This is a genomic window from Tumebacillus permanentifrigoris (assembly GCF_003148565.1).
In the GTDB taxonomy this organism is placed as follows: Bacteria; Bacillota; Bacilli; order Tumebacillales; family Tumebacillaceae; genus Tumebacillus; species Tumebacillus permanentifrigoris.
Genome location: NZ_QGGL01000002.1, coordinates 183,698 through 210,076, shown reverse-complemented (window position 1 = coordinate 210,076; position 26,379 = coordinate 183,698). Strand labels below are relative to the sequence as shown.

32 protein-coding genes are annotated in these 26,379 nt (G+C 56.0%); 20 read left to right on the top strand and 12 right to left on the bottom strand.

What is annotated here, in order from left to right:
- The first annotated feature begins 126 nt into the window (after positions 1–126).
- The 5 genes from C7459_RS03175 (at position 127) to corA (ending at position 6,454) form a co-directional block, all read left to right on the top strand.
- Entirely contained in the window at positions 127–1,473 is a 1,347-nt protein-coding gene (locus tag C7459_RS03175) for a hemolysin family protein (RefSeq protein WP_425450711.1), read from the top strand.
- A 103-nt stretch (positions 1,474–1,576) separates the two neighbouring features.
- On the top strand, positions 1,577–3,130 hold the full coding sequence (locus tag C7459_RS03170; RefSeq protein ID WP_170119234.1) for a spore germination protein: 1,554 nt from the start codon (positions 1,577–1,579) through the stop codon (positions 3,128–3,130).
- A gap of 11 nt (positions 3,131–3,141) precedes the next feature.
- Entirely contained in the window at positions 3,142–4,272 is a 1,131-nt protein-coding gene (locus C7459_RS03165; protein WP_170119233.1) for a GerAB/ArcD/ProY family transporter, read from the top strand.
- Positions 4,269–5,390 (top strand): Ger(x)C family spore germination protein, encoded by a 1,122-nt coding sequence (locus C7459_RS03160; RefSeq protein WP_109686244.1) that lies wholly within the window; start codon positions 4,269–4,271, stop codon positions 5,388–5,390. Before C7459_RS03165 ends, C7459_RS03160 begins: the two co-directional genes overlap by 4 nt.
- A gap of 92 nt (positions 5,391–5,482) precedes the next feature.
- On the top strand, positions 5,483–6,454 hold the full coding sequence (corA, locus tag C7459_RS03155) for a magnesium/cobalt transporter CorA (protein WP_109686242.1): 972 nt from the start codon (positions 5,483–5,485) through the stop codon (positions 6,452–6,454).
- A gap of 48 nt (positions 6,455–6,502) precedes the next feature.
- Here corA and C7459_RS03150 read toward each other — a convergent pair whose 3' ends face one another.
- Positions 6,503–6,691, bottom strand: a complete 189-nt coding sequence (locus C7459_RS03150; RefSeq protein ID WP_109686240.1) for a 2-hydroxymuconate tautomerase — start codon at positions 6,689–6,691, stop codon at positions 6,503–6,505.
- Between the two features lie 119 nt (positions 6,692–6,810).
- Between C7459_RS03150 and C7459_RS03145 the strand changes: the two genes are divergently transcribed.
- On the top strand, positions 6,811–7,374 hold the full coding sequence (locus tag C7459_RS03145; RefSeq protein WP_109686238.1) for a hypothetical protein: 564 nt from the start codon (positions 6,811–6,813) through the stop codon (positions 7,372–7,374).
- A 116-nt stretch (positions 7,375–7,490) separates the two neighbouring features.
- Here the strand turns inward: C7459_RS03145 and C7459_RS23930 are convergent, their stop codons facing one another.
- The 3 genes from C7459_RS23930 to gerPC form a co-directional block, all read right to left on the bottom strand.
- Complete coding sequence (locus tag C7459_RS23930; protein ID WP_281272725.1) at positions 7,491–7,622, bottom strand: hypothetical protein; 132 nt, start codon at positions 7,620–7,622, stop codon at positions 7,491–7,493.
- Between the two features lie 96 nt (positions 7,623–7,718).
- Positions 7,719–8,393, bottom strand: a complete 675-nt coding sequence (locus C7459_RS03140) for an SGNH/GDSL hydrolase family protein (RefSeq protein WP_109686235.1) — start codon at positions 8,391–8,393, stop codon at positions 7,719–7,721.
- Between the two features lie 6 nt (positions 8,394–8,399).
- Positions 8,400–8,663, bottom strand: a complete 264-nt coding sequence (gene gerPC, locus C7459_RS03135) for a spore germination protein GerPC (RefSeq protein ID WP_109686233.1) — start codon at positions 8,661–8,663, stop codon at positions 8,400–8,402.
- A gap of 179 nt (positions 8,664–8,842) precedes the next feature.
- On the opposite strand from gerPC, the gene C7459_RS23110 reads away from it, so the two are divergent.
- The 3 genes from C7459_RS23110 to C7459_RS03125 all read left to right on the top strand — a co-directional run bounded on the left by C7459_RS23110 (position 8,843) and on the right by C7459_RS03125 (position 10,205).
- Entirely contained in the window at positions 8,843–9,019 is a 177-nt protein-coding gene (locus tag C7459_RS23110; RefSeq protein ID WP_170119232.1) for a hypothetical protein, read from the top strand.
- Between the two features lie 158 nt (positions 9,020–9,177).
- A complete protein-coding gene (locus C7459_RS03130) occupies positions 9,178–9,726 on the top strand; it encodes a bifunctional transcriptional activator/DNA repair enzyme AdaA (protein WP_109686231.1) in 549 nt (182 codons plus the stop codon).
- Complete coding sequence (locus C7459_RS03125; protein WP_109686229.1) at positions 9,723–10,205, top strand: methylated-DNA--[protein]-cysteine S-methyltransferase; 483 nt, start codon at positions 9,723–9,725, stop codon at positions 10,203–10,205. The genes C7459_RS03130 and C7459_RS03125 overlap by 4 nt, the downstream gene beginning before the upstream one ends.
- 44 nt (positions 10,206–10,249) lie before the next feature.
- Here C7459_RS03125 and amyS read toward each other — a convergent pair whose 3' ends face one another.
- Entirely contained in the window at positions 10,250–11,791 is a 1,542-nt protein-coding gene (amyS, locus tag C7459_RS03120) for an alpha-amylase (protein WP_425450710.1), read from the bottom strand.
- Between the two features lie 173 nt (positions 11,792–11,964).
- Between amyS and C7459_RS03115 the strand changes: the two genes are divergently transcribed.
- Together C7459_RS03115 and C7459_RS03110 are read left to right on the top strand one after the other, a co-directional pair.
- Complete coding sequence (locus C7459_RS03115; RefSeq protein ID WP_109686225.1) at positions 11,965–12,390, top strand: DUF309 domain-containing protein; 426 nt, start codon at positions 11,965–11,967, stop codon at positions 12,388–12,390.
- 26 nt (positions 12,391–12,416) lie between these two features.
- Entirely contained in the window at positions 12,417–12,776 is a 360-nt protein-coding gene (locus tag C7459_RS03110; RefSeq protein WP_109686223.1) for a 2Fe-2S iron-sulfur cluster-binding protein, read from the top strand.
- Positions 12,777–12,829: 53 nt separating this feature from the next.
- Here C7459_RS03110 and C7459_RS03105 read toward each other — a convergent pair whose 3' ends face one another.
- A complete protein-coding gene (locus C7459_RS03105) occupies positions 12,830–13,738 on the bottom strand; it encodes a phosphatase PAP2 family protein (protein ID WP_170119231.1) in 909 nt (302 codons plus the stop codon).
- 82 nt (positions 13,739–13,820) lie between these two features.
- Complete coding sequence (locus C7459_RS03100) at positions 13,821–14,258, bottom strand: Dps family protein (RefSeq protein ID WP_109686219.1); 438 nt, start codon at positions 14,256–14,258, stop codon at positions 13,821–13,823.
- Between the two features lie 85 nt (positions 14,259–14,343).
- Here C7459_RS03100 and C7459_RS03095 point away from each other — a divergent pair, with 85 nt between their 5' ends.
- Positions 14,344–14,973, top strand: a complete 630-nt coding sequence (locus tag C7459_RS03095) for a DUF2238 domain-containing protein (protein ID WP_109686217.1) — start codon at positions 14,344–14,346, stop codon at positions 14,971–14,973.
- 73 nt (positions 14,974–15,046) lie between these two features.
- Here the strand turns inward: C7459_RS03095 and C7459_RS03090 are convergent, their stop codons facing one another.
- Both C7459_RS03090 and C7459_RS03085 read right to left on the bottom strand, forming a co-directional pair.
- Positions 15,047–17,083: an ABC transporter ATP-binding protein gene (locus tag C7459_RS03090; RefSeq protein ID WP_109686215.1), complete on the bottom strand. Its 2,037-nt coding sequence runs from the start codon at positions 17,081–17,083 to the stop codon at positions 15,047–15,049.
- A 13-nt stretch (positions 17,084–17,096) separates the two neighbouring features.
- The gene (locus C7459_RS03085; protein WP_109686213.1) at positions 17,097–18,857 is read right to left on the bottom strand and encodes an ABC transporter ATP-binding protein; all 1,761 of its coding nucleotides are present in this window, start codon (positions 18,855–18,857) and stop codon (positions 17,097–17,099) included.
- Between the two features lie 74 nt (positions 18,858–18,931).
- Here C7459_RS03085 and C7459_RS03080 point away from each other — a divergent pair, with 74 nt between their 5' ends.
- Complete coding sequence (locus tag C7459_RS03080; RefSeq protein ID WP_109686211.1) at positions 18,932–19,207, top strand: GIY-YIG nuclease family protein; 276 nt, start codon at positions 18,932–18,934, stop codon at positions 19,205–19,207.
- Between the two features lie 44 nt (positions 19,208–19,251).
- Here the strand turns inward: C7459_RS03080 and C7459_RS03075 are convergent, their stop codons facing one another.
- Positions 19,252–19,893, bottom strand: coding sequence for a helix-turn-helix transcriptional regulator (locus C7459_RS03075; RefSeq protein WP_109686210.1), 642 nt, complete (start codon positions 19,891–19,893; stop codon positions 19,252–19,254).
- Positions 19,894–20,061: 168 nt separating this feature from the next.
- Between C7459_RS03075 and cax the strand changes: the two genes are divergently transcribed.
- Positions 20,062–21,105 carry a calcium/proton exchanger gene (gene cax / locus C7459_RS03070; RefSeq protein WP_109686208.1) on the top strand — a complete coding sequence of 348 codons (1,044 nt, stop codon included), beginning with the start codon at positions 20,062–20,064 and terminating at the stop codon, positions 21,103–21,105.
- Positions 21,106–21,154: 49 nt separating this feature from the next.
- Here cax and C7459_RS23105 read toward each other — a convergent pair whose 3' ends face one another.
- Together C7459_RS23105 and C7459_RS03065 are read right to left on the bottom strand one after the other, a co-directional pair.
- Positions 21,155–21,301, bottom strand: coding sequence for a hypothetical protein (locus C7459_RS23105; RefSeq protein ID WP_170119212.1), 147 nt, complete (start codon positions 21,299–21,301; stop codon positions 21,155–21,157).
- A 149-nt stretch (positions 21,302–21,450) separates the two neighbouring features.
- Positions 21,451–22,089: a lytic transglycosylase domain-containing protein gene (locus tag C7459_RS03065; RefSeq protein WP_109686205.1), complete on the bottom strand. Its 639-nt coding sequence runs from the start codon at positions 22,087–22,089 to the stop codon at positions 21,451–21,453.
- Between the two features lie 91 nt (positions 22,090–22,180).
- Here C7459_RS03065 and C7459_RS03060 point away from each other — a divergent pair, with 91 nt between their 5' ends.
- The 6 genes from C7459_RS03060 to C7459_RS23100 all read left to right on the top strand — a co-directional run bounded on the left by C7459_RS03060 (position 22,181) and on the right by C7459_RS23100 (position 26,375).
- The gene (locus C7459_RS03060; RefSeq protein WP_109686528.1) at positions 22,181–22,756 is read left to right on the top strand and encodes a DUF502 domain-containing protein; all 576 of its coding nucleotides are present in this window, start codon (positions 22,181–22,183) and stop codon (positions 22,754–22,756) included.
- The gene (locus C7459_RS03055) at positions 22,753–24,189 is read left to right on the top strand and encodes a Na+/H+ antiporter NhaC family protein (RefSeq protein WP_109686204.1); all 1,437 of its coding nucleotides are present in this window, start codon (positions 22,753–22,755) and stop codon (positions 24,187–24,189) included. The genes C7459_RS03060 and C7459_RS03055 overlap by 4 nt, the downstream gene beginning before the upstream one ends.
- Before the next feature lie 96 nt (positions 24,190–24,285).
- Positions 24,286–24,744, top strand: coding sequence for a Fur family transcriptional regulator (locus tag C7459_RS03050; RefSeq protein ID WP_211320327.1), 459 nt, complete (start codon positions 24,286–24,288; stop codon positions 24,742–24,744).
- A 125-nt stretch (positions 24,745–24,869) separates the two neighbouring features.
- Positions 24,870–25,301: a Fur family transcriptional regulator gene (locus C7459_RS03045; RefSeq protein ID WP_109686202.1), complete on the top strand. Its 432-nt coding sequence runs from the start codon at positions 24,870–24,872 to the stop codon at positions 25,299–25,301.
- Positions 25,302–25,375: 74 nt separating this feature from the next.
- On the top strand, positions 25,376–26,248 hold the full coding sequence (locus C7459_RS03040; RefSeq protein ID WP_109686200.1) for a DMT family transporter: 873 nt from the start codon (positions 25,376–25,378) through the stop codon (positions 26,246–26,248).
- Entirely contained in the window at positions 26,229–26,375 is a 147-nt protein-coding gene (locus tag C7459_RS23100) for a hypothetical protein (RefSeq protein WP_170119230.1), read from the top strand. The genes C7459_RS03040 and C7459_RS23100 overlap by 20 nt, the downstream gene beginning before the upstream one ends.
- Positions 26,376–26,379 lie beyond the last annotated feature (4 nt).

The following is a 26,379-nucleotide window of genomic DNA, read 5'->3' as shown; positions in this document are numbered from 1 at the left end:
GGGAATACGCGATGTGGAAGGGTATACGAACGTGTGTTATACTAATCCTTAACTACACTATTCTTGGGAGGTGGATTCCTGCTGGAAGGACGCGTACCCTCGCGTTTTCTTGTCAGGAGCCTGAACTTGGAGGACCCGCTCGGAACTACCGTTTCCTTTTTTGATATTGCCCTGATTTTATTCCTGGTGTTACTCAATGGCTTTTTCGTCGCAGCCGAGTTTGCGATGGTCAAGGTGCGTTCCACTCGGATTGAACAGCTGGTTTTAGAAGGGAACAAACGGGCGAAATTTGCCCAAGGTGTCACCGACAAAATGGACGCCTATCTCTCGGCGACACAACTAGGTATTACGCTGGCTTCACTGGGCCTTGGTTGGGTTGGGGAGAGCACGATCGCTACCTTGATCACCAATTGGTTCCACGACTTGAACTTGGCTGTCACGGCAGCGACTGTCCATACGATCGCTGTGATCATCTCGTTCCTCGTCATCACCTTCCTGCACATCGTGCTCGGGGAGTTGGCACCGAAGTCTTTGGCGATTCACCGATCCGAGGGCACTGTCCTCTGGACGGCAGGACCGCTGATCGTTTTCTACAAGGTCATGTATCCGTTCATCTGGACGCTCAACGGCACCGCGAATGGATTCGTGCGGATGTTGGGGATTCGTCCGGCAACAGAAGCTGAGATGGCGCATAACGAAGAGGAGATCCGGATGATCGTCACACAGTCGCACGAAAGCGGCATGTTGGATGAGACGGAACGCATCCTGTTCGACAACATCTTTGACTTTTCGAACCGCGTCGCCCGCGAGATCATGGTTCCACGCACCGACATGCTCTGTCTGTATGTTGACCGTCCGTTTGACGACAACATGCGCAAGGCCGAGACCGAGAAGCACACGCGCTTCCCGCTCGCCAAGGAAGACAAGGACAACATCGTCGGCATCGTCCACATCAAGGATCTCTACGCCGTCGCCTTGAACGGCAGCAAGAACCTGTCGCTGGAGACGATTGCTCGCAAGCCGGTCACCGTCCCCGAGTCGATGCCGATCAAGGACGTCCTGCGCATCCTGCAAAAAAGCCGCTCCGAACTCGCGATCGTCATCGATGAGTACGGCGGCACCGCTGGGATCGTCACGACGGAGGACATTCTGGAGGAGCTCGTCGGGGAGATTCAGGACGAGTTTGACGAGGAGCGCCCGTTCATCGAGATGTACGGAGAGGATCTCTCCATCGATGCGCGGATGCTGATCGACGAGGTCAACGAATACTTCTCGTTGCGCATCGAGTCTGAGGACGTCGACACGATTGGCGGCTGGGTCTATGCGCAATTCAATACCCCGCACGTCGGCGCGAAAGTCAACGTCGACAACTTGCAGTTCATCATCTCCGAGATGGACTCTCTGCGCGTCACCCGCTTGACGGTCAAGCGCCTCAAGTCGGTCGATGCCGAAGAAGCCCAACGTCTCGCGTAATTGGAAAAACCCGCTGTCCCCAACTGGGGGTGGCGGGTTTTTTTCGTATCGCTGGAAACACTATGAGAAAATTGGCAGAGCACGAAATGAATGGGTGGGAGAGATGACAACAAAATGGTTGAATGGGTTGATCAAGACGCTCAGTCAAAGGCAAGGGCTCAATGACCGTCGCGGAGCCTCACGTGAAATTCCCGAACTGCCGTTGACGGAAGACCCGCGCGAAAACGCCCAGCGCGTGCTGGACGCTGTGAATCACTCGATTGATGTCGTCAGCGAATCGCTGACGACGGAACGACACGCCCCACAAGTCCTGTATCTCAAGTCGATGATCGATACGAGCGTTATGCAGCGCGACATCATCCGTCCACTGAAAAGCCTGCATCTGCAAGGCAAGTCGTGGAATCTGATCCACGAGTACGTGACGATCGGGCAACGGCGAGTGGTGGAGGAACTGACAGAAGCGATTCTGCTGCTGATGGATGGGTGGACGTTGGTCGCGCTGCCAGGGCAGAGCCGTTTCCAGTGTTTCAAGACGGACAAGGAGCAGAGTCGCCCTGTGTCCAAAGCCGAAAATCAATCGATCGTCATGGGACCGCAGGAAGCGTTTAGCGAATCGCTGGAGATCAACATCTCGCTGATTCGCAAGCGGCTCAAGACGCCCGATCTGGAGATCATTTCGCTGGTGGTTGGTGACCTCACACAGACCAAAGTCATCGTGCTCGGCATCAAGGGCATCGTCAATGACGAGTATATGAAACTGATGATCAAGCGCATCCGCAACATCGAAACCGACGGATTGATCGGCTCCGGGGAACTTGTACAACTGCTGGACGACCAACCGCTCTCACCGTTCCCACAATACAACCTAAGTGAGCGTCCAGACTCGGTGGTTGCCGGGCTGATCGAAGGCAAAGTGGCCGTGATCGTCGCGGGCTCCCCCTATGCCTTCACCGGGCCAAGTTCCTTTATCGAGTTCTTTCATTCGCCAGAGGATTATTACAACCGGTGGGCCGCTTCCAGCCTCGTGCGGATGTTGCGCTTGATGGGCGTGATCGGCTCGATCACGTTTTCGGGCATCTATGTCGCGACTTTGCAGTACCACTATGAGATCATCCCCGCCAACATGTTGAAGACGATCGCCCTCTCGCGTGCCAAAGTCCCGTTCCCTCCGCTCTACGAAGCGCTGTTCCTCGAATTAACGCTGGAGGTGCTGCGGGAAGCGGGGGCACGGTTGCCGGCGAAAGTCGGTCAGACGATGGGCATCGTCGGCGGTATCGTCATCGGGCAAGCGGCGGTGTCGGCGGGCTTCACGTCCAACGTGATGATCATCGTCGTTTCGCTGTCTGCCCTCGCGTCATTTGTCACACCGAGTTATGTGATGGGCAACGCTGTGCGCGTGGTGCGCTTCCCGGTCATCGTGCTCGCTGGCATGTGGGGTTTTCTAGGCTTGACGTCTGGTGTGTTGATGATCCTCATCCATCTCTTGAATCTCTCGTCGTTGCACGCGCCTTATATGAGCCCGTTTGCTCCGTTGCGCCTCGCGGATCTCAAAGACACGTTCCTGCGCCTGCCGACGCAACTGCTCTCGTTTCGCCCGATGCTCACACGAAGCAAACGCAACCGCAAAAACAATTCGCCATCCTTGAAACGGAAATGAGGGAAGCAGCCGTGAGACACAGCGAGACTCCAGCTCCCTATGCACCTGAGCATCCACAGCACCCTCGCAACCGCATCAACGGGATTGAGTTGATGTTTCTCCTCCATACGGTGCCAATCGGGGTCGGAGTCCTTGGGATGGTGCGCTTTATCGCGGACAAAGCAGGTCATGATGCGCCGCTGGCGGTGCTGATCTCCGGTCTGTATCCCCAGGTGGGCGTCCTGTTCATGTGGTTGCTCTTGAAACGCTTTCGCACGATGGGCATCTATGAGATCCACCAGCAATTGTTCGGACGGTGGGTCGGCAAGATCTTCAATCTCGCCTTCGCCAGCTACTGTCTGTATGCGTTTTTTATGACCTTGCGCACGTTTACAGAGTTGGTCAACACGTGGTTGTACCCGATGATGTCCCCGTGGGTGTTGTCCTTGATCTTTCTCGTACCGATGATCTATGCGAGTTATGCGGGCATTCAATTGTTAGGACGCTATGCGATCATGACGTTTTTCCTGACCTCGTGGATCTTGGTGCTGATCTACTTCCCGATCATGGAGGGCTCGAGCAGCTACTTGTTGCCGTTCGGGTCGAACGGAATCTCGAGAATCTTCCAAGGCAGTTTGTTGTCGGCACTCTCCGTGCTCGGGTTCGAGCTGCTGATGGTCTACTATCCCTTCGTGTCGTATAAAAAAGACGTCTTGCCAGCGGCCACGATCGCGAGCTGGTCCGTGACGCTCGTCTACTTGATCAATGCGGTCGTTTCGATCATGTTCTTCAGCCTGCCGCAACTTTCCAAGACGATCTGGCCGATGTTGACGATGTTCAAGCATGTTCAGGTTCCGTTTATTGAACGATTTGAGACGATCGTCATCGCCGTCTGGATTCTCAAGGTCGTCAACACCGCCGGCACCTATCTCTGGGCTGGTGTGGACGGGATGTTGAAAACGATTCCCGTCAAAAAATGGGTGCTCTATGGCCTGATCCTCATCCTCGCCCTCGTCTTCTCCAATGCTTTACACACGCGAGCGGAGATCAATACCCAACTGAACTTCCTCTCCAAACTCGGGCTGGGCCTGATGATCGGCTATCCGCTGCTGCTCTGGCTCTTGAGCCTCGTCCTGCGCAAGAAAGGGGTGGAGCCGTCATGAAAAAAAGCGCGATGGCGTTGACGCTCGCGCTTGCCGTCGCCTGCACGGGCGTTGGGTGCGGGAAACGCCAACAGCGGCAATTGGAACAATTGGGCGTCATCTCAGCGATCAGCTATGACAAGGGCGATCAGGAAAACATCCTCGGCAGTGTCGTCATCCCGAACTTCACCGAGACGGGCCAAGAGAAAATCGACGTGCTGACCGGCAGAGGGGCCACCTCCAAGGAATTGCGCTTCAATCTCTCGCGAATGAGTGAACGCAAGCTTGTCTCCGGGCAGATCCGCGTCGTGCTCTACGGGGAAAAGTTGGCGAAGAGCGGGATCATGCCTTATAGCGACACACTGTTTCGCGACGTGGAGATCGGGTCCCAGATCGACTTGGCGGTCACCGACGGGCGGGCGATGGACTTTTTCACCAAGCGCTACCCGGACAAACCGAGCGTGGACATCTATCTCTATCGGATGTTGCGCAAGGAGACGGAGCAACACACGTTGCCCAAGACCAATCTGTACCATTTCCTGCACGATGTGTACGATCATGGCCGCGACCCTGTGTTGCCCTACTTACGATTGGGCAAGGAGGACGTCATCGTCGACGGCGTGGCGGTGTTCCGCGATGATGTGATGGTCGGGAGGCTTGACCCCGAGGAGACGCGCATGCTCTCCTATCTCCAAGGGGGAGCTGCCTTGGGCGAGGTCGATTTCAAGCTGGAGGAAAAAAACCAGACCGGTGAACAAGTACACGCGGTGATCATGTACATGGACTTCAAGCGCAAAGTCGACATCTCCGAAAAACAAGGTCATCCGATTTTCAACTTGAAATTTGCGATCCAAGGGGCGATCTCCGAATACTCAGGAGATGCTGATCTCGAACAGGAGCCCAACCTGCGCAAGTTGGAAACCGCGCTGAAAAGCAAGTTAGAGCGGTCGATGAGCGGTGTCCTCCGCAAGTTGCAACAGGAGTATCGATCGGACCCGTTGGGGCTGATGGAGTTGTACCGCTCCAAAGGGTTTGTAACGGACGAGGAGGAACCCAAACGCTTATCCGAGCTGTACAGCAAGGCCGAGCTTCAGGTCAAGGTCGAGGTGACCGTCTTGCAAACCGGGATGATTCACTGAGGAGATTTGAAGACGGAAGCATTGACGCTCCTGTCTCCTAGACCTATAATTCGAATAGACGATTCGACAGAGAGTGAAAGAAGGGCCGCGCCATGATCAAGACGTATTTCTACAACTTTATTGAAAACAAGATGTACCATGACGTCGATCTGCAGACCCGTCAGGAGCTTCTGCAGGACCCCAAGAATCTGCTGTGGATCGATCTCTACAACTGTACGGCTGAAGAATTGAAGTATATCGGGAACACATTTGAATTCCACCCGCTTGCGATCGAGGACTGTTTGCACGACTCACCGCGTTCGAAGGTTGACAAATACGATGACTATTATTTCTTCGTCTTCCACGCCCTCCGCTATGATGAGGAGCGCGAGATCGAGATTACGACGGAGGAACTGAACGTGTTCCTCGGGCGCAATTACTTGGTAACGATTCACAAGAAACCGCTGCAATCGATCGGGCGAGTTGCGGCCGCCTCGCTGCGCAGCTCGCAGTTCATGAACCGTGGACCGGACTATCTGCTCTACGCGATGGTCGACGGAATCACGGACGAGTACTTCCCGATCGTCGACCGCTTGACGTCACGGATTGATGAACTCGAAGATGAGATGTATGTGGAACCTGCGCATGAGATCACCGAGGAGTTCCTCTCGCTCAAACGCAACATCGTGTTGGTCCGGCGGGTGATCCAGCCGCAGAAGCGGATCTTTGCCAACGTCAACGGGCGTTATTCCTTCGAGATCAGCGAGGACAACATCCCGTACTACATCGACTTGGTCGACCATTTGGAGCGCATCGCCGATACGGTCGAGTCCCAGCGCGACTTGATCAGCGGTGCGTTGGAGACGTATTACTCGCTCGTCTCTGCGCGCACCAATGACACGATGCGAGTCCTGACCGTCATCTCGACCCTGATGCTCCCGCTGACGTTTATCACCGGCTTTTTCGGGATGAACGTCCCGTTGCCGTTCCAGACTTCGTGGTGGGCGACGGGCGCTGTCACCCTTGGACTTGTCGCGATCTCCTATTGGATGATGAAGACGTTCCTCAAGCGCAAATGGATCTGAGCAAAAAAGCCTTTGTCCGCACCAAGGTGCAGACAGAGGCTTTTTTGACTACTTTTTGTCGATCAGCAGTTCGCCACCAACGGCGTATTCGTCCTTTTTCATGTCACGGATGAAGACGTGGACGCGGTCGTTGGGGATGCCAGCGATCTCTGCAACAGCAGCGGTGATGCGGGTGGTCAGCTCGCGTTTTTGTTCCAGTGTGCGGCCTTCCATCCATTCGATATGTACAAACGGCATGGGTGCTGCCTCCTCTCAATAGGTTTATTATCATCGGGGAGCCTCTTTTTTGCAAGATACAGGACACGCGTCCAGACCAAATGTCTACCCTCGCCGTAGGATGTAGAGGGGGTGAGCGAGTGGGAGACATGGTACGGAGCAAGCGGAAGAGACCGACCAAGCACACGAAGCGAGCGATCGTGATCGACGGGGACCTGCGGAGGATGATCGCGCAGGAAGCGCGCAAGTTGAACATGTCGGAGGAGGAGTATCTGCGGTTGGCGGTACACTTCTCGGAGGCGATTCGCACAGCAGCAGTGCCGGCCGGGTTGCTCGACGGAGGGTTTCTGACGGCGATCCTCGGGAATCCGATGATCATGGACATGATCAAGGGCATGATCGGGAACGCGATCACCAAGTACTTTAACAAGGACGGATCGAGCAGCACCCAACCACAGGCGCCAACACATGCGACGCCCGCGATGCCATATGGTGGCAGATATGGGCCGCCGATGGGGCATCCGCAAGGGATGCATCCACAGGGGATGCATCCGATTGGGCACGGGCCGGGGATGTACGGGATGCCACCGGGCATGCGCCCACCGCAACCTGCACAGCCCGCGCCGCAGGAGAACAAGGACAGCGGGTTCTCTATGGACGGGATCGCCAAGATGATGATGAATATGATGGGCAGTCAGAAGTGAGCGGGCGCAGAGGATGCCCGCTTTTTTTGCTGCGCGGCAGGTGAAAAAAGCGGTGGTCTCCGCAGAGACCACCGCTTTATTGTCAAGATCCGCAGGGATGAGCTGCGTGGTGCGGATTAGTATCCGCCGCCGTGCTCCGGAACGAGCAGGATGAACAGTACGAAGATGATCAGGAATACGATCGCCCAACGAGTGAAGCCACCAAACATACCGTAACCGCCGACAGCTTGTTGTTGATGATGAGACATTTGTCAACACTCCCTCATGTTTGGTTTGTCTTTCTGCTCTCATCGTATGCAGCGGAGGGAGGTTGGCACACGGGACAAACGTGGAGATTGGCGGGCTCAGGGCTGCTGCCCATTGCAGATGGCGCGATAAAACGCTTCAGCGATCAGCTCGTGCCCGTGGTCGTTCGGGTGGATCGGGCGGCGGAAGTACTTTTTCATGTCCTGAATACTTCCGGTCTTGAAATATTGGATCGCGCGCGGTTCCTCACCGCGCAGCACGTTGGAGAGGGGAACGAGATGCACATGCTGGTAGCGCTTGGCGAGCGGTGTGAGGTGCAAGCGGTTCAGCGCCCCGATCAGGTGGGCGGCGAGTTCAGATTGCGGGAACGGGTTGTAGAGGTTGCCGAGGTAGATCGGGCAGGTGGTCAGCGAGATCAGCGTGGTCATCAACAAGTCGAGTTCGCGGGCGATGGTTTGGCTTTGCAGGGTGAGCGGCTCCGACTCGTCGAAACGTTTCGGGAACAGGTTGATGACGTCGTTGCCGCCGATCGTCATCACGATCCAGTCGGCGGTGGCGAGCGTGTCGTAGAGATGATCCCCTTTGCGCAGGGCTTTGGTCAGGCGCGGGATCGTCAGGCCGGGGATGCCCCAGTTCACGAGCTTCAGGTCAGCATGTTGTGCTTCGAGGCGCTTGGCGAGGTGCGTCGGGTAGCCGCGATTCCACGTGCCTCCGACGCCTGCTGTGATCGAGTCGCCGAGGGCGACGAGGGTTTTGCGTGTCGATGGTGGCATAAGGGGTCAGATCTCCATGATCGGCCGTTCGGGCAGGTGAGGGAGGGAGACAGTGCCCTCTCTCGAACCTTCCGTCTGCGCCTGATGGGTGATCCCGATCTGCAGGGAACCGGAGAGTGTGTCGATGTCGATGTTATCGAGGTTGAACTCGACTTTGTTGATGATCAACGTCTTGGCCGCCAACATCAGCCGGATGTGCTGGTTCTCGCGCTCCAATTCCGCGACACGCCGCCGTAAGTAGTAATTCTCCTGCACGAGAGGATGCAACATGGTCTTGACCTCCAATCCTCGCCTCAAATGTCTTGGTGCAGTGTATGGGCGGATATCACGGGGTGTGACAAAGAAGTATTTTTCGGTAAGTAGTATGTCATATATCGACGTTGAGAAACATATATGTTATACTGAGGCAGTTGAAAGAGCGAATCTGATCTGAGAGGGGATTGCAGACTATGCAAGACTACATCGACCGCAAGCACGCAGAGCTAAAGACCTACATCCAGGAGTGTGAACAGCGCTTTGGCATGACCAGCGACGAGTTCCTCTCGTACTACCGCGAACTGGAATCGCATGGATTAGAAGAAGAGTACGACTGGTTCGTGGCGTTGAACTTCCTCAACGCTGCGTGAAAACGCATACAATGTGACATACCAATGATAGCCTCCGCAGCTTGATGCGGGGGCTTTTTTTATCGACCGTTTGGCGATCTTGACTCTTCATTGCGACAGGCTACTCGCAGGCGCAGAGGTGCGTTACACTAGAGGGGCAGGTAAGGGAGGGACGGGAGATGGACGAACAACAGTGGCAAGCGATTGAAACATGCGACCCGGCGTTGGACGGGGCTTTTTTTTACGCGGTGCGGACGACGGGGATCTATTGCCGGCCGTCGTGCAAGTCGCGAACGCCGAAGCGGGAGAATGTGCAGGTGTTTGGGTCGGCGGAGGAAGCGATCGGGCGAGGGTTTCGCGCTTGCAAGCGCTGCCGACCGGAGGAAATGGCATGGCGAGGACCTGCGGATGAAGTGGTCGCGCAGGTGCAGGCTGTGATCGAACAGCGGTACGCGGAGTCGCTCAGCTTGGAGCTGCTCGCGGAGCAAGTGCGGATGAATCCGCATCATGTACACAGGGTGTTCAAGCGTCAGACCGGGCAGACGCCAGCGGAGTTTTTGCTCGCCAAACGGATGGCGGTGGCGCAGGAGTTGTTGCGCACGACCGACTGGAGCGTCACGGAGGTCGCCGGGGAGGTTGGATATGTGAACTTGTCGCACTTTTCGACTGTTTTTCATGAGCAGACGGGGCAGACACCCACACAGTTTCGAGGAGGAAAGCAGCGATGATCGTCGCGTGGTCGAAGGTTCAGGAATTATATGTAGCGATGACGGAACAAGGTGTGTGCTCGATCATGTTGCCCAATCAGTCGTTCGAGACCTTGCAAACGTGGGTGGCCAAGCAGGTGCCAGGAGCTGTGTTGGTCGAGGATGCGCAGGCGGTCGAGGAAGCGACTCGGCAGTTGGAGGAGTACTTCCGAGGGGAGCGGCGGGTGTTTACATTGCCGTTGGACATGCGCGGGACGGAGTTTCAGCAGGCGGTGTGGCGGACGGTCGCGCAGATTCCCGCCGGAGAGACGCGCAGTTATTCGGAGATCGCGAACCAGATCGGGCGACCGCGTGCCGTGCGAGCGGTCGGGGCGGCCAATGGGGCGAATCCGATCCCGATCCTCATCCCGTGCCACCGTGTGATCGGCAGTTCTGGGAACCTCACCGGCTATCGCGGAGGACTCCCGATGAAGCGTGAATTGCTGGATCTGGAAGCGTGAAAAAAAGAGCTTGCTGCCGTGCGCAGCAAACTCTTTTTCTGCAATTATTGCTTGACCCAGATCGAGACGGAACCGCCGTTGCAAGGGAAGGTCCCGTTGCCAGCGGAGTTGATCGTGACGGTGTCGGTGCGGTTGCCAGTGATGTCCTTCCAGATCTGGCCCGCGTGCGACGTGCCGACGAACATGGTTTTGGAGCCGCCCGGACCATCAGACATGACTGTTGCCAGACCGGAGTTCAGGTGTGCGGAATCGCCTTCACGCGTCCAACCGACCACATCCCAGTGGTCGAGGTAGTCGTGCTGGGTACCGTATGCAAAGGACTTGCGCGCCGACAGTTCCTTGTCGAGCATCGCAGACTTGGCGGAGACCGACTTGGTCGGGATGCCGTAGTAGTCGCCGTAGAACACGCTCGGGTAGCCTTCCTGACGGGTCAGGATCGTCGCATACGCCAGCGGTTTGAACCAGTCAGCTACCCACGATTGCAGGGATTGACCCGGTTCGGTGTCATGGTTGTCGACGAAGGTGACCGCTTGTACCGGATGATTTTTCATCATCGTGCCGTTCAAGATGTTGCGCATGTCATAGTTGCCGCCGCTGTTGGCTGCCGCTTCCAAGTTATAATGGAGCGGCACGTCGAACAGTGACATGCTCCAGTTCGTTTTGGTCTCGTAATTCTCCAGCGCGGCGAGGTCGTTTTTCCAGTACTCGCCGACCGCGAACAGGTTCGGTTTGCCCGTCACGGAGCGGGTGTTTGCCAGCCAGGACGCCATATAGTCGTACTTGATGTGCTTGACCGCATCGATACGCACGCCATCGAGCGCGAGGGTGTTGACGTACCATTTCCCCCAGTTCTTGACTTCCGCTTGCACGTCCGGGTGGTCGTAATCGATGTCAGCGCCCATCAGGTAATCATAGTTGCCATTTTCGGAATCGACTTCCCAGTCCCAAGCCTTGCCCGTCGATTGGAACAGGTAGATGCGGTTTAGAGCGCGGGACTGGTCATAATCCACGCCGTTGAAGTGATACCAGTGCCACTTGAACGTGGAGTACGCGTTGTTGCGGCCTGCAAAGTTGTAGTCGGTCCACGCGGAGATCTGGTACGTGCCCGAGGTGATCTGGTTGCGGTTGGAGGGATTGACTTCCGCCGCGTTCGCCAATTCGGTGCCGTCTGCGCCTAAGCGGTGGTTGAGCACCACATCGCCGTATGCTTGGATGCCGTTGGTGTGGAGCGAAGAGATCGCCGATTGCAACTGGGCTTTGGTGCCGTACTTGGTGCGGACGGTGCCTTTTTGGTTAAATTCACCGAGGTCATACATGTCGTACACGCCATAGCCGACATCCGCTTGCGATTGGCCTTTGTAAGCCGGTGGGAACCAGACGCCGGTGATCCCGATCGTTTTCAGGTGCGAGGCATCGCTGCCCATCTTGGTCCAAAGCGTGCCGTCGTTAGGCAGATACCAATCGAAGTACTGCATCATCGTGCCGTTGTCTGCCGCGTGGGCCGCCCCTGCTGGTACTACGGTCGCCATGAAAATGGCAGCGAAGGACATGCCGATCGATTTTTTAAAACCCTTGCTCAGTTTCATTGGTATTCCTCCCATATCTCTGTATTTAGTAATGAAAACGGTTGCACAACTTGATACTCACAATATAACAAAGCAAACCACAATATTCAATAAGTTTTTAGATTTCGCTGTAGAACAATCGGTTGCATGAAAGATGTAGTGTATACTAGGTGCAAAGAGAGGTGTTGGCGCGGATGGCGGAACAGCATCCCGAGGAAGTGTTGGATTATCTGCTCTATATGAACAGACGGCAGTATTTTGAGGCGCATGAAGTGCTGGAAGGGTATTGGCACGGGGAGCGCATCGATTTTTATAAAGGTTTGATTCAGGTGGCGGTGGCGTTGTTCCACCTGAATACTGGCAACATCGCTGGATGTCGGGCGTTGTTCACGCGGGCACATGAGCTGTTGACCCCGTATCAACCGGAGTTTCGGGCGCTGAACGTCCAACGGGTACTGAACTATATCGAGGACAGCCTCGCCTGCATCCCGAACGTGGTCGGCATGGAAGCGGTGGAAGCGCGTGCGCTTGGGGTTGAGGCCCTGCAATTGTGGTTAGAGGATGGCACGGAACTGCCCGCGGAACCGGTTGTGCCGTTGGATGAGGAAGACGGGGAGTAAGCAGAGGTGTTGGAAGGAGTTTTCTCATGAGCAAGGTAACGTTTGAACCGCATGGCAAGACGGTGGAGGTGCGCGACGGGGGGACGATCCTCGCGGCGGCGCGGGCGGCAAAAGTTTTGTTGCCCAGCAAGTGCGGGGGGCGTGGGGCTTGTACGACCTGCAAGGTGCTGATCAAGTTCAGTACACCGCCCTCCGAATTGAGCCGCATGGAAAAGCACATGCTCAGCGACCGCATGATCAAGGACGGCTACCGACTCGGCTGTCAGTGCAAGGTAACTGGTGACGCGGAGGTCACGATCCCAGAGGATCCGTTGCGCCGCACGATTCGCCTGCAATTGGAAGCGCAACGGCGGGAGAAGGAAGAGAACGAACGGCAGCAAGGCTAGGCGGCTGCGCTGGCATAAAAAAAGGCACTATCCGCTCGCGGCGGAGTGCCTTTTTACTGTTCCTGTGGGTGTTCCGCAGTGGCGGCGACTTGTGGTTGCACCAGACCGCTGGGAGTGCGTCGTTGCCAGAGTGCCGGGAGTTTCATGATCCCATCTGCGAGTTTGACGACGAGGTAGGCAAACAACATACCTGCGAACACGTCGAGCACCCAGTGGATTCTCAGGTACAGGGTGGACAGGATGATCAGCGTGCAGTACGTGCCCATGATCCAGCGGAACGCACGTGACTTCTCGCGCATCGCCATCAGCAACATCGCGAACGCCATCGAGGTGTGCATGCTCGGGAAGCAGTTCTGCACCCAGACGAGGTATTCGTTGTGCGTGTAATCGCGGTACCACGGGTTGAGCAGATCAGGAAGTCCGCGCACCCACCAGACTTCTTGGAGAAAGACCGTGTTGTAAAAAAGCAGGATCAGCGGCACTTGCAGGACAAATCCAGCGAAGGAATAGTGGAGCATCTTTTTCACGTCTTTGGTAAAAAAGCTGCGAATCATGCAGGCCCAGAATGACAGGGTGAAGCCATACCAATACACCCAGCCGATAAACCTCGTCAACCACTCTGGCTGCCAGATCCAGATAAAGGAACCGTCGTTAAACGGAATCGAATTGAACAGGTCATTCCATTGAAAGATGTGGTGTACGCTCTTGGTCTGCCAGCTTGCCACGTGCTCCCAGAATCCGCCAGCATAGTTATACATGACAAAGGGGAACAACAGCGCGAGGAAGCCGTAGGGCAGGTACTTTTTCCACGGGATGTTCGTCTGATCGTGCTGGACGCCAAACAGCGTGAGCAAGATCAACAGGATACACCCGATGCCCCAGTTCTGTACGGTGGTGATCCCCACCAGCACGGCGCCAGTTGCGAGGATCAACAGCGGCCACATCCAACGTCGCATCGTCATCGTGAACCCCTCCTTTCTGTTTACGGAAACTTCATTATAGCATAAAAAAACACCTGTTCCGTTGCGGAACAGGTGTTTTTTCTTAGTGGCGGAGGAAGGCGCTGAGCATCCAGACATGCTTTTCGAGCCCGGTGTAGATGGCGAGCAGCATGTCGGCAGAGGTTTCGTCGTTGGCTTGATCAGCCGTTTCCATGCCCGACTTGAGTTCGGAGAGGATCGTCTGGAAGTCAGAGACGACGCTCTGCACCATCTGTTCCGCCGTCTCGTTAGGGGCCGCTTCTTGGATGGAGGAGGTTCCGAGGTAGTCCTTCATCGTCGCCAGCGGTTGGCCATCGATCGTCAGGATGCGCTCGGCAATCTCGTCAACGTGGAGTGCGGCTTCGTTGTAGAACTCTTCGAACTTGGCGTGCAGGGTGAAGAACTGTGGGCCATTGACGTTCCAGTGGTAGTTGTGCAGCTTGACGTAGAGGACGCTGAAATTGGCGAGTTGCTTGTTCAGAACTTGCGTAAGGTTGGACATGGAATTCCCTTCTTTCACGAAGATTCTCAGGGTAGCTTGCCCTGAATTGGGAAATCCTATTTCGGTGAGAAGGGAGCGGATCTGGATGCGTGTTCGGACTTTGCATGCGGTGTTGCTGGGGCTCTATCTGGCGGTGTTCGTGTGGTCGGTGATTCGTCCGCGTGAATTGTTGACGTGGTCGTTGGAGTTGGGGCCGATTGTTGTGATCGTGATCGTGTTGATCGCGACGTACAAGCGGTTTCCGTTGACGACGCTGACGTATGTGTGGATCTGGATCGGTGCGGTGATTGTGACGGTGGGCGGGCACTACACGTATGAGCACAACCCGTTGTTCAATTGGTTGCGGGATCATTACGGGTGGGCGCGCAACAATTACGACCGGTTCGGACATTTCATAAAGGGCATCGTCGCAGCGCTGGTGGCGCGGGAAGTGTTGGTGCGCAAGTCGCCGATCCGGGATGATCATCCGCGCTGGTTGGCGTTTCTCGTGCTGAACCTCGTGCTGTCCGTGGCGGCGTTCTACGAATTGTTGGAGATGGGCTCGGTGAAAGTGGGAGGCGATGAAACCCAAGACTTCCTCGGTTTGCAAGGCGATATCTGGGATGCCCAGTGGGACATGCTGTTGGCCTTGCTTGGCGCGGCGGTTGGTCTGCTGGTTTGGAGCAAGGTGCAGGATAAACAGATGTTGCGACTCCCGATCTCCAGACAAAAGTAGCACGGAGGCTTCCCCTGAACGTGCGGTTGCATGAAAAAAAGACCACTCCGCGTTGCTTGGAGTGGTCTTTTTGCTACGCTTGCGAGGTGGCCGCAGCTTCGTGCTGGAACTCTTCCTTGTATTGCAGTTGGTAGAGGTTGTAGTACATGCCGCCCTGTGTGAGGAGCTCTTGGTGTGTGCCCATCTCGCGGACGCGGCCTTTGTGCATGACGATGATCTTGTTGGCGTGTTGGATCGTGGAGAGTCGATGCGCAACCACGATCGTGGTGCGGTCGCGGGTGAGTTTCACCAGCGCATCTTGGATCAGGCTCTCCGTCTCTGTGTCGATGTTCGAGGTTGCTTCATCCAAGACCAAGATCGCCGGGTCAAACGCCAGCGCGCGGGCGAAGGCGATCAACTGTCGCTGTCCTGCGGAGAGCGTAGTGCCGCGTTCGACGACGGGCTCCTCCAATTTCCCGGGCAATCGGTTGATGAAGGTGTCCGCGTTGACGAATTTGATCGACTCCTCGATGCGCTGATCGCTGATCGACATCTCCGCCAGCCGGATGTTGTCGCGGATCGTACCTGTGAACAGGAACACATCTTGCAACACGACACCAATCGCGCGGCGCAGGTCTTCCTTGGTGCAGTCCTTGATGTTCACGCCGTCGATGAGGATTTCGCCTTTTTGGATGTCGTAGAAGCGGGAGATCAGGTTCAGGATCGAACTTTTCCCGGCTCCGGTCGCCCCGACGAACGCGACCGTCTGGCCGGGTTCGATGGTGAAGGAAACATCGCGGAGCACCCATTCCTCGCCTTTGTAGGCGAACCAGACGTTGCGGAACTCGACGCGGCCTGTGACTTTTTTCAAAGGCTGTGGGTTTACCGGGTTCTGAATCGCATCCTCTGTGTCGAGCAGTTGGAACAGGCGCTCAGAGGATGCCATCGCCGATTGCAGGATGTTGTATTTGTCGGTCAGGTCATTGATCGGTTGGAAGAACTGTTGGATGTAGGAGATGAACATGTACAGCACACCGATCTGAATCGTCGTATCCAGCACTTTGCCGCCGCCATACCAGATGACGATCGCCAGCGCCATCGACGACGTGAACTCCATCGTCGGGCGGAACAGGGCGAAAGTCATCAACTCGCGCCAAGAAGCGCGGAAGTACTCTTGGTTGGTGGCTTCGAACTCGTCGTGCATCTGCTTCTCACGGCGGAAGATCTGGATCACGCGCATCCCGGCGATGTTTTCCGCGAGCGTGGCGTTGATGCTCGCTAGTTTCACGCGAGTATCGCGGAAAGCGGTGCGAGCGTACACGCGGTAGACTTGTGTCGCGATGATCACCAGCGGCAGGCAGATCAGAGAAATCCAGGCCATCTCGGTGTTCGCTTGGAACATGATGATGATGATTCCGATGATGATGAACACGTCCTTGAACAGCGTGACCATCATGTTCGAGTACATCTCGTTCAGCGCCTCGGTATCGTTCATCACCCGCGTGACGAGGCGACCGACCGGGTTGTTGTCGAAGAAGGCGATCGCCAAGCGTTGCAAGTGCGAGAACAATTGGTGGCGGATGTTGTAGATGATGCGTTGCCCCGTCCATTGCAGGATCAGGGTCTGTGTGTAGTTCAAGACGAAACTGGTCACTATCAGCGCGAGGTAGATGCCGCCGATCTTGAGCAGGGCGTTGGTCTCGGTGTCTTTGTAGCGGTTGACCGCTTCCTCCGGCATCGAAGCGGTGGAGACTTTGCCATCAGCGGCGGTGGTGATCATCGCGTAGGTATCGCCTTCACGCTGGATCTGGTAGCGTTCTCGACCTGCGGGTACAGCACCGTCAAAAGCAGACTCGCGCACCATCGTCAGGTTTCCGTAGCTGTAGTGTTGCGCATCGGGCAATTCGTTGCTTTGCACCGCCACATAGCTTGTGTCAAATACATTCATGTGGTCATCGATGGCGATCTTGATCAGATACGGGCGTGCAAGGTCCGCGACCGTGATGATCAAGAGCAGGACGATGGAGAGCGCTACCCATTTCCAAAATGGTTTGACATAGGCGAGGAGGCGGCCCATTAACGTGCTGTCGTAACTTTTCTCTAACTTCTCTTCTTCATGGATGTTCGCCATGCTCCCACCCCTTTCAGTCGTTCGTGGAAGCGATCTGCTCTTCAAGCAGTTGCTTCTGGTAGAGTTCGTAGTAGAGTCCGGTGTTGGTGAGCAATTCTTCATGTGTGCCGCGCTCGATGATCTCGCCATCGTCGAGGATGAGAATTTCGTCGGCGTCCTTGATCGTGGAGATGCGGTGTGCGATGATCAGCGAGGTACGTCCTTGCATGATCTCTTTCAACCCGCGCAGGATCTCCTCCTCCGTATGCGTGTCAACGGCAGAGAGGCTGTCGTCGAGGATGAGGACTTTCGGGTTTTTGATCACAGCGCGCGCGATGGAGACGCGCTGTTTTTGCCCGCCGGAGAGGGTGACACCGCGCTCGCCGAGCATGGTATCGTAGCCATCGGTGAAGTCTAGGATGTTGCCGTGCACTTGGGCGAGCGTCGCCGCAGCTTCGATCTGAGCTTGGCTGTAGCTGCCGCGCCCGGAGAATCCGATGTTGTCGCGGATTGACTTCGAGAACAGGAAGTTCTCTTGTGGGACATAGCCGATGTTCTCGCGCAAGGTTTCCAGCGGAATCTGGTGGATGTCGATGCCGTCGATCAGGAGTTGGCCCTCCGGTGCGTTGTACATGCGCAGCAACAGGCTGAGCAGCGTGGTTTTGCCGGAGCCGGTTCGTCCGATGATGGCGACTTTTTTGCCAGCAGGGATCGTGACGTTGAGTTGCTTGAGCACAGGACGGTCGGTGCCAGGGTAGGTGAAGGTCAGGTTGCGCAGTTCAATCGAGCCTTCGAGGTCGGTTTTGTCAGCGCGGACCTGCGGCCCGTCGATGATCTCCGGCTTGGTGTTCATGATGATGTTGATCCGTTCCATCGAAGCAGAAGCGCGTTGCCAAATGTTGATGACTTGACCAATTGCCATCATCGGCCACGTCATCAGCGCTAAGTAGGTATTGAACGAGATGAATTCCCCGAGCGTGATCGAGCCGCGCACGACGAGGATGCCACCATAGGACAGTGCAATCAGGAACGAGAAGGTCGAGACCAGCATGACCAGCGGGTTGTAGATCCCGTTGACGCGTGCCAACTTGAGGTTGCGTTGGAAGTTTACTTGGTTGATTGACGTGAATTTCTGGATCTCCGCGTCTTCCTGGACGAAGGTTTTCACAACGCGTGCGCCGGCGAAACTTTCATTGACGCGATCGGAGAGCGAGCCGAACGATTCTTGGACTTCGCTGAATCGCTTGTGGATGACCTTGCCGAACATCCGTGAGATCAGGATCAGCAGCGGCATCGGAGCCAGTGACAGGAGCGTAAGTTGCCAGCCGACGGTGTAGATCATCATGAACAACGTGAACGTCAGGACGAACATCGGGTCGATGAACGACAGGAAACCAGGTCCTAGCGCCATGCGGATCGCGTTGAGGTCATTGGTCGCATGTGCCATCAGGTCGCCTGTTTTGTTATAGTTGAAAAAGTTCGGGGACAGCGTCTGCAGGTGCGAGTAGAGCTTGTCGCGCAGGTAGACTTCGGAGGTGCGGGCGGTGCCCATGATGTAAACCCGCCAGAAGTAGCGGGAGACACCGGTGAGGGCGGCGACGCCGAGGATGATGCCGGCGTACTTCCAGATGCCCGCATGGTCCAGCGTTCCAGCTGACAAGCGGTCGGTGAAGGACCCGATGATCTTCGGGGTGATCAAGCCGATCAGATCGACAAAAAAGACCCAAAAGATCCCGAGCAAGTATTCCTTTTTGTGAGCGATCAGGAATTCCTTGAGCGTGATGAAATTTTTCATGTGCATCAATCCTTTATGGCGTTATGACGTAATTTCACAAGTATTTCGAAAACAAACCACATGAGGTAATGTGTATGGTCTACGTGTATCTACTAGAATGCAAGGACGGCTCGCTGTACGCGGGAATCACGACCGATCTGCAGAAGCGTCTGCGCGAGCACCGCATAGGCAAGGGTGCGAAGTACACGCGGGGACGGTCGCCGCTGATCTTGCGGTATGTGGAACTGCAACTCGACAGATCGAGTGCGCTGCGCAGGGAATTGGCCGTCAAGCGGATGAAACGCCAGCAAAAAGAGGACTTGATCGCGACAATCTGCCTGTTGCCGCATGCGGATGTTGAGCAGACATGAGGAATGCGCCCCTAAGCAGGGCGCATCTGGGCGGGGGTGTATGGTTAGGCTTCGATATTCAAATTGCCAGAGATCTTGAATACACAGCAGGAGCCGCCCTCGGCGAGGCATTCGGAACGGTCGACATCCGTGCCGAGCACGCGGCGGAACACGTTGGTTTCACAGGAGCAGGTCTGCGGGTAGAGCTTAGAGACTTGGGCGATCGGGCAGTTGAACTCCACGATCTCATAGTTTCCATCTGGTTTGTGCTCCCACTTCGAGAGGTAGCCCTTGCGGTTTTGGATGTCGGCGAGGATCGCCACTTTTTCCTCCAAGGACTTGCCTGCGAGCATCTCGGTGTAGTTCTGCACCAGTCGTTCCTCGCGCTGATCGAACAGTTGCTTAATTTTCTCCGACCCATCAACTTTGGCGATGTCTTCTAAGAGGTCGAGGGTCAGGGTATGATAGTTTTTAGGGAAAAGTTCATCCGCTTCCTCGGTCAGCCCGTAGACTTTCGCTGGGCGGCCCATCGGTTGGCGCACGGTCGTCGGGTAGATCAGATCGTCGCGTTCCAAGGTGGCGATGTGACGCCGAATTGCCATCTCAGTAATTCCAATCCGCTCGGCGAGATCGCCTGCGCTCATCGATCCCTCTGTGCGTAACAGCGTGATGATCAAGCGGCGGGTACTCGTTTCTTGGTTGGCCATTTGCGATCCCCCTTCCGTTGTTTTCGGTACTATCAGTATATACGTAAAGCTGTGGGAAGTAAATTTCTATATATAAATGCTTAGAATATCGGGAAGCTGTTTCAACTTGCATGTTGTGTCCTCATTTTGGTACATTCAAAGGTGGATGGAAAGAGAGGAGTTTTTCATATGCAACGTTTGCTTATGATCCTGTTGTTGATTACGCTTCCGTTAAGCGTGGTGGGCAATCTCCTGCACTGGAGCGAGGTGGCGCAATTCGCCATCGCCTGTGCAGCGATCATCCCGCTGGCCGGGGTGATGGGCCGTGCTACAGAGTCGATTGCCATTCACAGCGGACCGAAAATCGGCGGGCTGATGAACGCAACCTTTGGCAACGCGGTCGAGTTGATCATCGCGCTGTTCGCCCTCAAGCAAGGCTTGATCGGCGTCGTTCAGGCTTCGTTGACCGGTTCGATCATCGGGAACCTGCTGCTCGTCGCGGGTTTGAGCTTCCTCGTCGGCGGGATCAAGTTCCCGCAGCAGAAGTTTAATCGCACGATCGCCGGCACCAACTCGGCGATGATGTTGCTCGGGGTCGTGATTGCGTTGGTGATCCCGGCGATCTTCACGGCGACCAACCCGCAGATCTCCAACTCGATGTCGATCGGCGTCTCCGTCGTCGTGCTGTTGCTCTACTTGTTGGGCCTGTTTTTCTCACTGTACACGCACCGCAACCTGTTCAACTACACGGAGGATCTTGAGGAGGAGGAAGCGGAGTGGAGCATGAAAAAAGCCCTGCTCATCCTCGCCCTCGCCACCGGTGCGGTCGCGTATGAGTCCGAGTTGCTCGTACACTCGATCTCGAAAGTCTCCGAAGAGCTTGGTTGGTCGGAAGTGTTCATCGGGGTGATCATCGTCGCGATCATCGGGAACGCGGCTGAGCACAGCTCCGCGATCCTGATGGCGATGCGCAACAAGATGGACGTCGCACTGGAGATCGCTGTCGGGTCTTCGTTGCAGATTGCGATGTTCGTGACGCCGCTGCTGGTGTTTGCGTCTCTGGCGTTTGGCAACCCGATGTCGCTGGTGTTCTCCTGGCCGGAACTCGGTGCGATGGTGCTCTCCGTCCTGCTGATCAACTTCCTCGCCCAAGATGGGGAATCGAATTGGCTGGAAGGGGCGATGGCGCTGGGTGCCTATCTGATCATCGGCATCGGCTTCTACTTCCTGTAAGCGCAAAAAAGCCCGCCTCCGCGAAGGAGACGGGCTTTTTTTTCATGCATTAGCAGCCGCAGCCACCGGATTGCTGACCTCCGACAAAGCCCGGAACGAGCAGGAAGAACAGGACAAAGATGATCAGGAAGACGACCGCCCAACGAGTGTACCCACCAAAAGCACCCATACCGTAACCGCCAACGGGTTGGTTCATTACGAATTCCTCCTCGACGTGTTTTCGTGTGTTGCACTTGACACCCTAGTACATGCAGCGGGCGGGCATTTGGCAAGGGACAAGAGTCCATATCCTGAGCCCAATTGAAAAAAGACCCGCTGGTCGTGGCCATGCGGGTCTTTTGCAGATTACGCGAGGGAAGCGAGGATGTTTTTCACATAGCGCTGTGTCTCACCAAACGGCGGGATGCCGCCGTAGCGGTCGACGTTGCCAGGGCCTGCGTTGTAGGCAGCCAAGGCCATCGAGGTGTTGCCGTCGTAACGGTCGAGCAATTGCTTGAGGTAGCGTGTGCCACCGTCGACGTTCTGGGCAGCATCGTAGACGTTGGTGACGCCGAGGCCCTTCGCCGTGGCGGGCATCAATTGCATCAGGCCGCCTGCTCCGACTTTGGAGGTGGCGTAGGCGTTGCCGCCCGATTCGTGGTGCACGACTGCCTTGATCAAGGAAGGGTCAACGCCATATCGAGCGGCGGTTTGCTCGATCAGGTCGTCATAACCGGATGCACCGAGCTTATACATCATAGATGGAGTCTGACGGGACGATGGCGCGAGCAGGCTGGCGAGACGCGTGTTGGCGGTTGCACTCGCCGTGGTTGGAGATCCGGAGAGCTTCTGCTGTGCGATCGTCGCCGTCTGCGTGGTTTGCGCCATGACGGCACTCAAGAGCGCCGAAAAGTCGCTGTCATCGCCGCTGTTGTCAGACGATCCGGACAGCGTATTGGTGTACATCTGTGTCCGCATCATCGTGGCGAGCATTTTGACGTCCATAATCCACCTCTTTGTTCTCGTAAGTGTCGACTCTAGTTTACTCGAATTTCGGAGAACGGTAAACTGGAGAAAAGGAGGAGATCGTTACATGTTGAAAAGTTTGGTGAAGTTTTTTGTGAACGGAATCTTGACGATCGTCCCGATTGGGCTGGTCATCTATGTGGTGGTGCAGGTATTTGAGTTTTTGGATAGCTTGCTCGGCAAGACGTTGCGCAAGGAATTAGGCGATGGCCTGTATGTGCCGGGCTTGGGAATTCTGGTGACGATCGTATTGATCACGTTGGTCGGCTGGTTGACCACGTATTGGTTCTCTGTGCGCTTGATCGAGTGGATGGAACGCATGCTACAGAAGATCCCGTTTGTCAAGTCGTTGTACTCGATCATCAAAGAGACGATCGGGTCGATTTTTGGCGAGAGAAAGTCGTTCTCTCAAGTGGCGCTGATCACGTTGCCAAACAACCCGATGAAGATGCTGGGATTCGTGACCACAGAGAATTTGGAGGCGCTTGGTGATCCGTTGCGCGGGCATATCGCCGTATACGTCCCGCAGACGTTCCAAGTGGCGGGCGTGACGTTCCTCGTGCCGAAGGAACACATCGAAATCGTCGACATCACACCGGAAGAGGCGATGCGATTCATCCTCTCTGGGGGTGTCTCCGGAGCATGAGTCGCGATCCTGAAAAAAAGGCCCCTCCTGCGCCGCACGCGCAATCGGGGCCAGCGTCTGCTCTAACGATCCCGATCGCCGTCGCGCTGATCCCATTTGCGGTGTCGATTCTAGGTCTGTTGAGTGTGATTTTCTGGCTGCATTGGCCGTTGTATACAGGGTTGTTGATCGGGTGGCTGGTGGCTGTCGTGCTGGCTTTGGCGTATGGTCGCGGGGGCCGGCTGGTCGCAGTCGGAAGTTACCAAGGGGCGCGGAACACGTTTTTTGTGATCGGGATCTTGTTGATGATCGCGGGTGTGATCTCCGCTTGGTTTCTGTCGGGCACCGTCCCGGCGCTCATCTATTATGGGTTGCAGCTCATCCAGCCCACCTACCTCGTCGTGACAGCATTTCTGCTGGCGGCGGGCACGTCGATGGTCTTGGGCACGTCGGTCGGCACGCTGTCGACGATGGGCACAGCCGTCGCAGGCATGGGCGTGGTGTATGGCATCGACCCGGCGTTGATCGGCGGTGCGCTGATCTCCGGCGCGATGGTCGGCGATCGCACATCGCCCGTCTCGGGTTCCTTCCACCTCGTCGCCACGATGACCGGCACGCGCGCCGAGGACAATTACAAACCGATGTGGCAGACGGGACTGCCGATGTTCCTGCTCTGCATCGTGCTATTCGGCTGGCTTGGCTACGGTCTGTCTGCGAACAGCCCACAGGAGACCGACGCGCTGAACAGCCCGATGTTGCGCACGATCACGACGCACTTCCAACTCCCGTGGTATGTGATGCTTCCGCCGCTGCTCGTCCTCGTGTTGGCGGCGTTGCGGATGCCGATCCTGCGCAATTTGAGTCTGGGCATCCTGTTCGGAGCTGTGCTCGCCGTGGTGACCCAGCAGGCGACGCTCCCTGACGTGCTAGGCTCCGTCTGGTTTGGTTACGATCTGGAGTCTGTCCTGCATGGCGGCGGGATCTGGCCGATGTTTCATCAAGTGTTGTTGATCCTCATGGCCGGCGCACTGACTGGCGTGCTCGAATCCAGCGGGATGATGAGCGCGATCTTTGATGGATTGCTCACGAAAATACATGACACGCGAAATTTAATTTTTACAACCTTGCTCATTTCAATTATCATGGCAGGAGTGGCGTGCAACCAAGCGCTCTCGATCATCGTCCCTGGACGAGCCCTGCGCCCGACCTATGACCGGCTCGGCGTATCGCCCAAGATACTCGTCCGCAGCCTCGCGGATTCGGGTGTTGTCGTCTCGCCACTGATCCCGTGGAACCTGCATGGCATCCTCTGTTCCACCGCCATCGGCATCGCCACAACCACGTACTTTCCCTACGCGATTTTTTTATGGGGATTGCCTTTATTAACGTTCTCTCTCTCATTTCGACATAAAAATAAAAGAAATTCAGATAAACTCGACAAATTATTACAATAATCAATTGACAACGACCCTCCAAGTTAGTAAAATTTAAGACAAATGAATCAGAAGATTTTGTAAGTCTGTTTTGTTCCAATGGGGAGGGGACTTAAAATGATGCAGCAGAAAAGAACGTATAGCCAATCGTTAGCAGATCTAAAATCTCGGGGGATTCGTTTGACTCCTCAGCGCCAAGTCATCCTGCAGTTTTTGAAAGAGACTCACGAGCATCCGACGGCCGAGCAAGTCTATCAAAAAATCGGGGAGCAATTCCCGGGAATCTCGCTGGCTACCGTCTACAACACGTTGAACATGCTGAAGGAACTTGGCGTCATCCGCGAAATGTCCTACGGGGACATGTCTAGCCGCTACGATGGCAATGACACGGAACACGCGCATCTCGTCTGCGAATCCTGCAACCATGTCATCGACATCACGTGCCCGCCGCAGGAGATGCTGGCTACGCCAGACATCGCCCAACACGGCTTTACCATTCACTCGTACCGTCTGGAGTACTATGGTGCGTGCCCAGCCTGCGCATCTGCACAGGTTGCCAAATCGGACGCTTCCTAAGCAACAGACTCTATACGTGCAGGGCTCTCCGTCAACTGTTGACGGAGAGCCTTTTGCTGTCGACCGCGTTGTGTTTGACAGGTAAGAATCAGAATCAGTACAATGTGAAGGAGGAGGTGAGTCTGATGCAACGAAGTTCGTTCATAGAAACCCTTGCGGACTTGAAAGCGCGCGGTGTGCGGTTAACCCCACAGCGGCAGATGATCCTGAAAGTTCTCAAAGAAACGCATGAGCATCCGACCGCCGAGGAGATCTACAAACAGGTCTGCCAAGAGTTTTCTGGCATGAGCATGGCGACCGTTTACAATACGTTGCACCGCTTGAAGGAACTGGGCGCGATCAAGGAACTGTCCTATGGTGACATGTCCAGCCGCTATGACGGCAACGACACGGAGCACGCCCACCTCGTCTGCGAGTCGTGTGGCGAAGTCGTCGACGTCCCTGCGCCGGTTCTGCCGATCGTCACACCCGATACGGAAGCGCTCGGCTATGAAGTCACGTCGTTCCGGCTGGAATACTACGGCCTGTGCTCGCTGTGCCGCACGCAAGTTTCGTAAAAACGCCCGGTGCGCAACACGGGCGTTTTTTCTCAAGGAGTTGCAGCAGATTCTGGAGCAGGGAGGGTGGACGTGTGGGATATGTGTACGTGATTGCGGCGATGTTGATCTGGGGCAGCGTCGGGATCTTTGGCCGCTGGGCGCATCAGGACGCGACGGTGATCGTGTTCTTCCGCGTGCTGTCGGCGTTTGCCGTGCTCACGCTGTACCAACTCGTGCGCGGCAACATCCGGCAGGCGTGGACGCAGACGCAGGGTCAGCGCAAGTGGGTGATGATCGGCGGGGTGGTGCTGGCCTTGAATTGGATTTTCTTTTTCACCGCAATCCAGCTGACGTCGGTCGCCAATGCCGTTTTGTCCTACTACTTGGCGCCGGTGATCGTGACGTTGCTCGCTCCGTTGCTGTTGCAGGAACGCTTGGAGCGACGGACGCTGTTCGCCGTAGGGATCGCATTTCTCGGGACGGTGGTGATGAACCCGCTCTCGGAGGTCTCCAGCCATGACCTGCTCGGGATCGGGGCCGGGATCACGGCAGCAGTGTTCTACGCGCTGGTCACGATCGCCGGCAAAAAGGTCAGCGGCGTCGAAGCGACCGCGCTGACCCAATGGCAGACTGGCGTAGCGGTGGTGGTGTTGACCCCCTATGTGCTGTGGCAAGGCTTGCCTGTGCCCAGCATCGGGTCGCTGGCGGTGATGTGCTCGATCGGGGTGATCCATACGGCGCTGGCCTTGACGCTGTACTTCCTCGGTTTGCGCCAGGTGAAAGTGCAGCATGTCGGTGTGCTCGGGTACATAGACCCGTTGAGTGCGATCTTGTTTGCCTTCCTGTTTTTGGGGGAAGTTCCGGGTTTGACCACGTGGATCGGGGGTACGCTGATACTGGTGAGCAGTTACCTGATCCTGCGTGTGAAGGAGGCTGGACGTTCTCTTGGTGAAGCCCAAGCGTAAGATGCGAGCGAGGGACAAGTTGATCATCCTCACGGTGTTTCTGGTCGGTCTGGCCGGAGCGGGGTTTGAAGTGTTCCTCAATTCCAAAGTCGACGAGTGGCACATCCGAACGGAACAACAAAAATAAGACC

Excerpts from the sequence above, each read along its gene's own strand:
- C7459_RS03055 (WP_109686204.1), top strand. The coding sequence starts at position 22,753 with ATGAGTCGCGATCCTGAAAAAAAGGCCCCTCCTGCGCCGCACGCGCAA.
- C7459_RS03085 (WP_109686213.1), bottom strand. The coding sequence starts at position 18,857 with ATGAAAAATTTCATCACGCTCAAGGAATTCCTGATCGCTCACAAAAAG.
- C7459_RS03160 (WP_109686244.1), top strand. The coding sequence starts at position 4,269 with ATGAAAAAAAGCGCGATGGCGTTGACGCTCGCGCTTGCCGTCGCCTGC.
- amyS (WP_425450710.1), bottom strand. The coding sequence starts at position 11,791 with ATGAAACTGAGCAAGGGTTTTAAAAAATCGATCGGCATGTCCTTCGCT.
- cax (WP_109686208.1), top strand. The coding sequence starts at position 20,062 with ATGCAACGTTTGCTTATGATCCTGTTGTTGATTACGCTTCCGTTAAGC.
- C7459_RS03170 (WP_170119234.1), top strand. The coding sequence starts at position 1,577 with ATGACAACAAAATGGTTGAATGGGTTGATCAAGACGCTCAGTCAAAGG.
- C7459_RS03080 (WP_109686211.1), top strand. The coding sequence starts at position 18,932 with ATGGTCTACGTGTATCTACTAGAATGCAAGGACGGCTCGCTGTACGCG.
- C7459_RS03075 (WP_109686210.1), bottom strand. The coding sequence starts at position 19,893 with ATGGCCAACCAAGAAACGAGTACCCGCCGCTTGATCATCACGCTGTTA.
- C7459_RS23930 (WP_281272725.1), bottom strand. The coding sequence starts at position 7,622 with ATGTCTCATCATCAACAACAAGCTGTCGGCGGTTACGGTATGTTTGGT.
- C7459_RS03110 (WP_109686223.1), top strand. The coding sequence starts at position 12,417 with ATGAGCAAGGTAACGTTTGAACCGCATGGCAAGACGGTGGAGGTGCGC.
- C7459_RS03050 (WP_211320327.1), top strand. The coding sequence starts at position 24,286 with ATGATGCAGCAGAAAAGAACGTATAGCCAATCGTTAGCAGATCTAAAA.
- gerPC (WP_109686233.1), bottom strand. The coding sequence starts at position 8,663 with ATGTTGCATCCTCTCGTGCAGGAGAATTACTACTTACGGCGGCGTGTC.
- C7459_RS03115 (WP_109686225.1), top strand. The coding sequence starts at position 11,965 with ATGGCGGAACAGCATCCCGAGGAAGTGTTGGATTATCTGCTCTATATG.
- C7459_RS03125 (WP_109686229.1), top strand. The coding sequence starts at position 9,723 with ATGATCGTCGCGTGGTCGAAGGTTCAGGAATTATATGTAGCGATGACG.
- C7459_RS23110 (WP_170119232.1), top strand. The coding sequence starts at position 8,843 with ATGCAAGACTACATCGACCGCAAGCACGCAGAGCTAAAGACCTACATC.
- C7459_RS03150 (WP_109686240.1), bottom strand. The coding sequence starts at position 6,691 with ATGCCGTTTGTACATATCGAATGGATGGAAGGCCGCACACTGGAACAA.
- C7459_RS03095 (WP_109686217.1), top strand. The coding sequence starts at position 14,344 with ATGCGTGTTCGGACTTTGCATGCGGTGTTGCTGGGGCTCTATCTGGCG.
- C7459_RS03090 (WP_109686215.1), bottom strand. The coding sequence starts at position 17,083 with ATGGCGAACATCCATGAAGAAGAGAAGTTAGAGAAAAGTTACGACAGC.
- C7459_RS03045 (WP_109686202.1), top strand. The coding sequence starts at position 24,870 with ATGCAACGAAGTTCGTTCATAGAAACCCTTGCGGACTTGAAAGCGCGC.
- C7459_RS03065 (WP_109686205.1), bottom strand. The coding sequence starts at position 22,089 with ATGGACGTCAAAATGCTCGCCACGATGATGCGGACACAGATGTACACC.
- corA (WP_109686242.1), top strand. The coding sequence starts at position 5,483 with ATGATCAAGACGTATTTCTACAACTTTATTGAAAACAAGATGTACCAT.
- C7459_RS23105 (WP_170119212.1), bottom strand. The coding sequence starts at position 21,301 with ATGAACCAACCCGTTGGCGGTTACGGTATGGGTGCTTTTGGTGGGTAC.
- C7459_RS03105 (WP_170119231.1), bottom strand. The coding sequence starts at position 13,738 with ATGACGATGCGACGTTGGATGTGGCCGCTGTTGATCCTCGCAACTGGC.
- C7459_RS03140 (WP_109686235.1), bottom strand. The coding sequence starts at position 8,393 with ATGCCACCATCGACACGCAAAACCCTCGTCGCCCTCGGCGACTCGATC.
- C7459_RS03100 (WP_109686219.1), bottom strand. The coding sequence starts at position 14,258 with ATGTCCAACCTTACGCAAGTTCTGAACAAGCAACTCGCCAATTTCAGC.
- C7459_RS03130 (WP_109686231.1), top strand. The coding sequence starts at position 9,178 with ATGGACGAACAACAGTGGCAAGCGATTGAAACATGCGACCCGGCGTTG.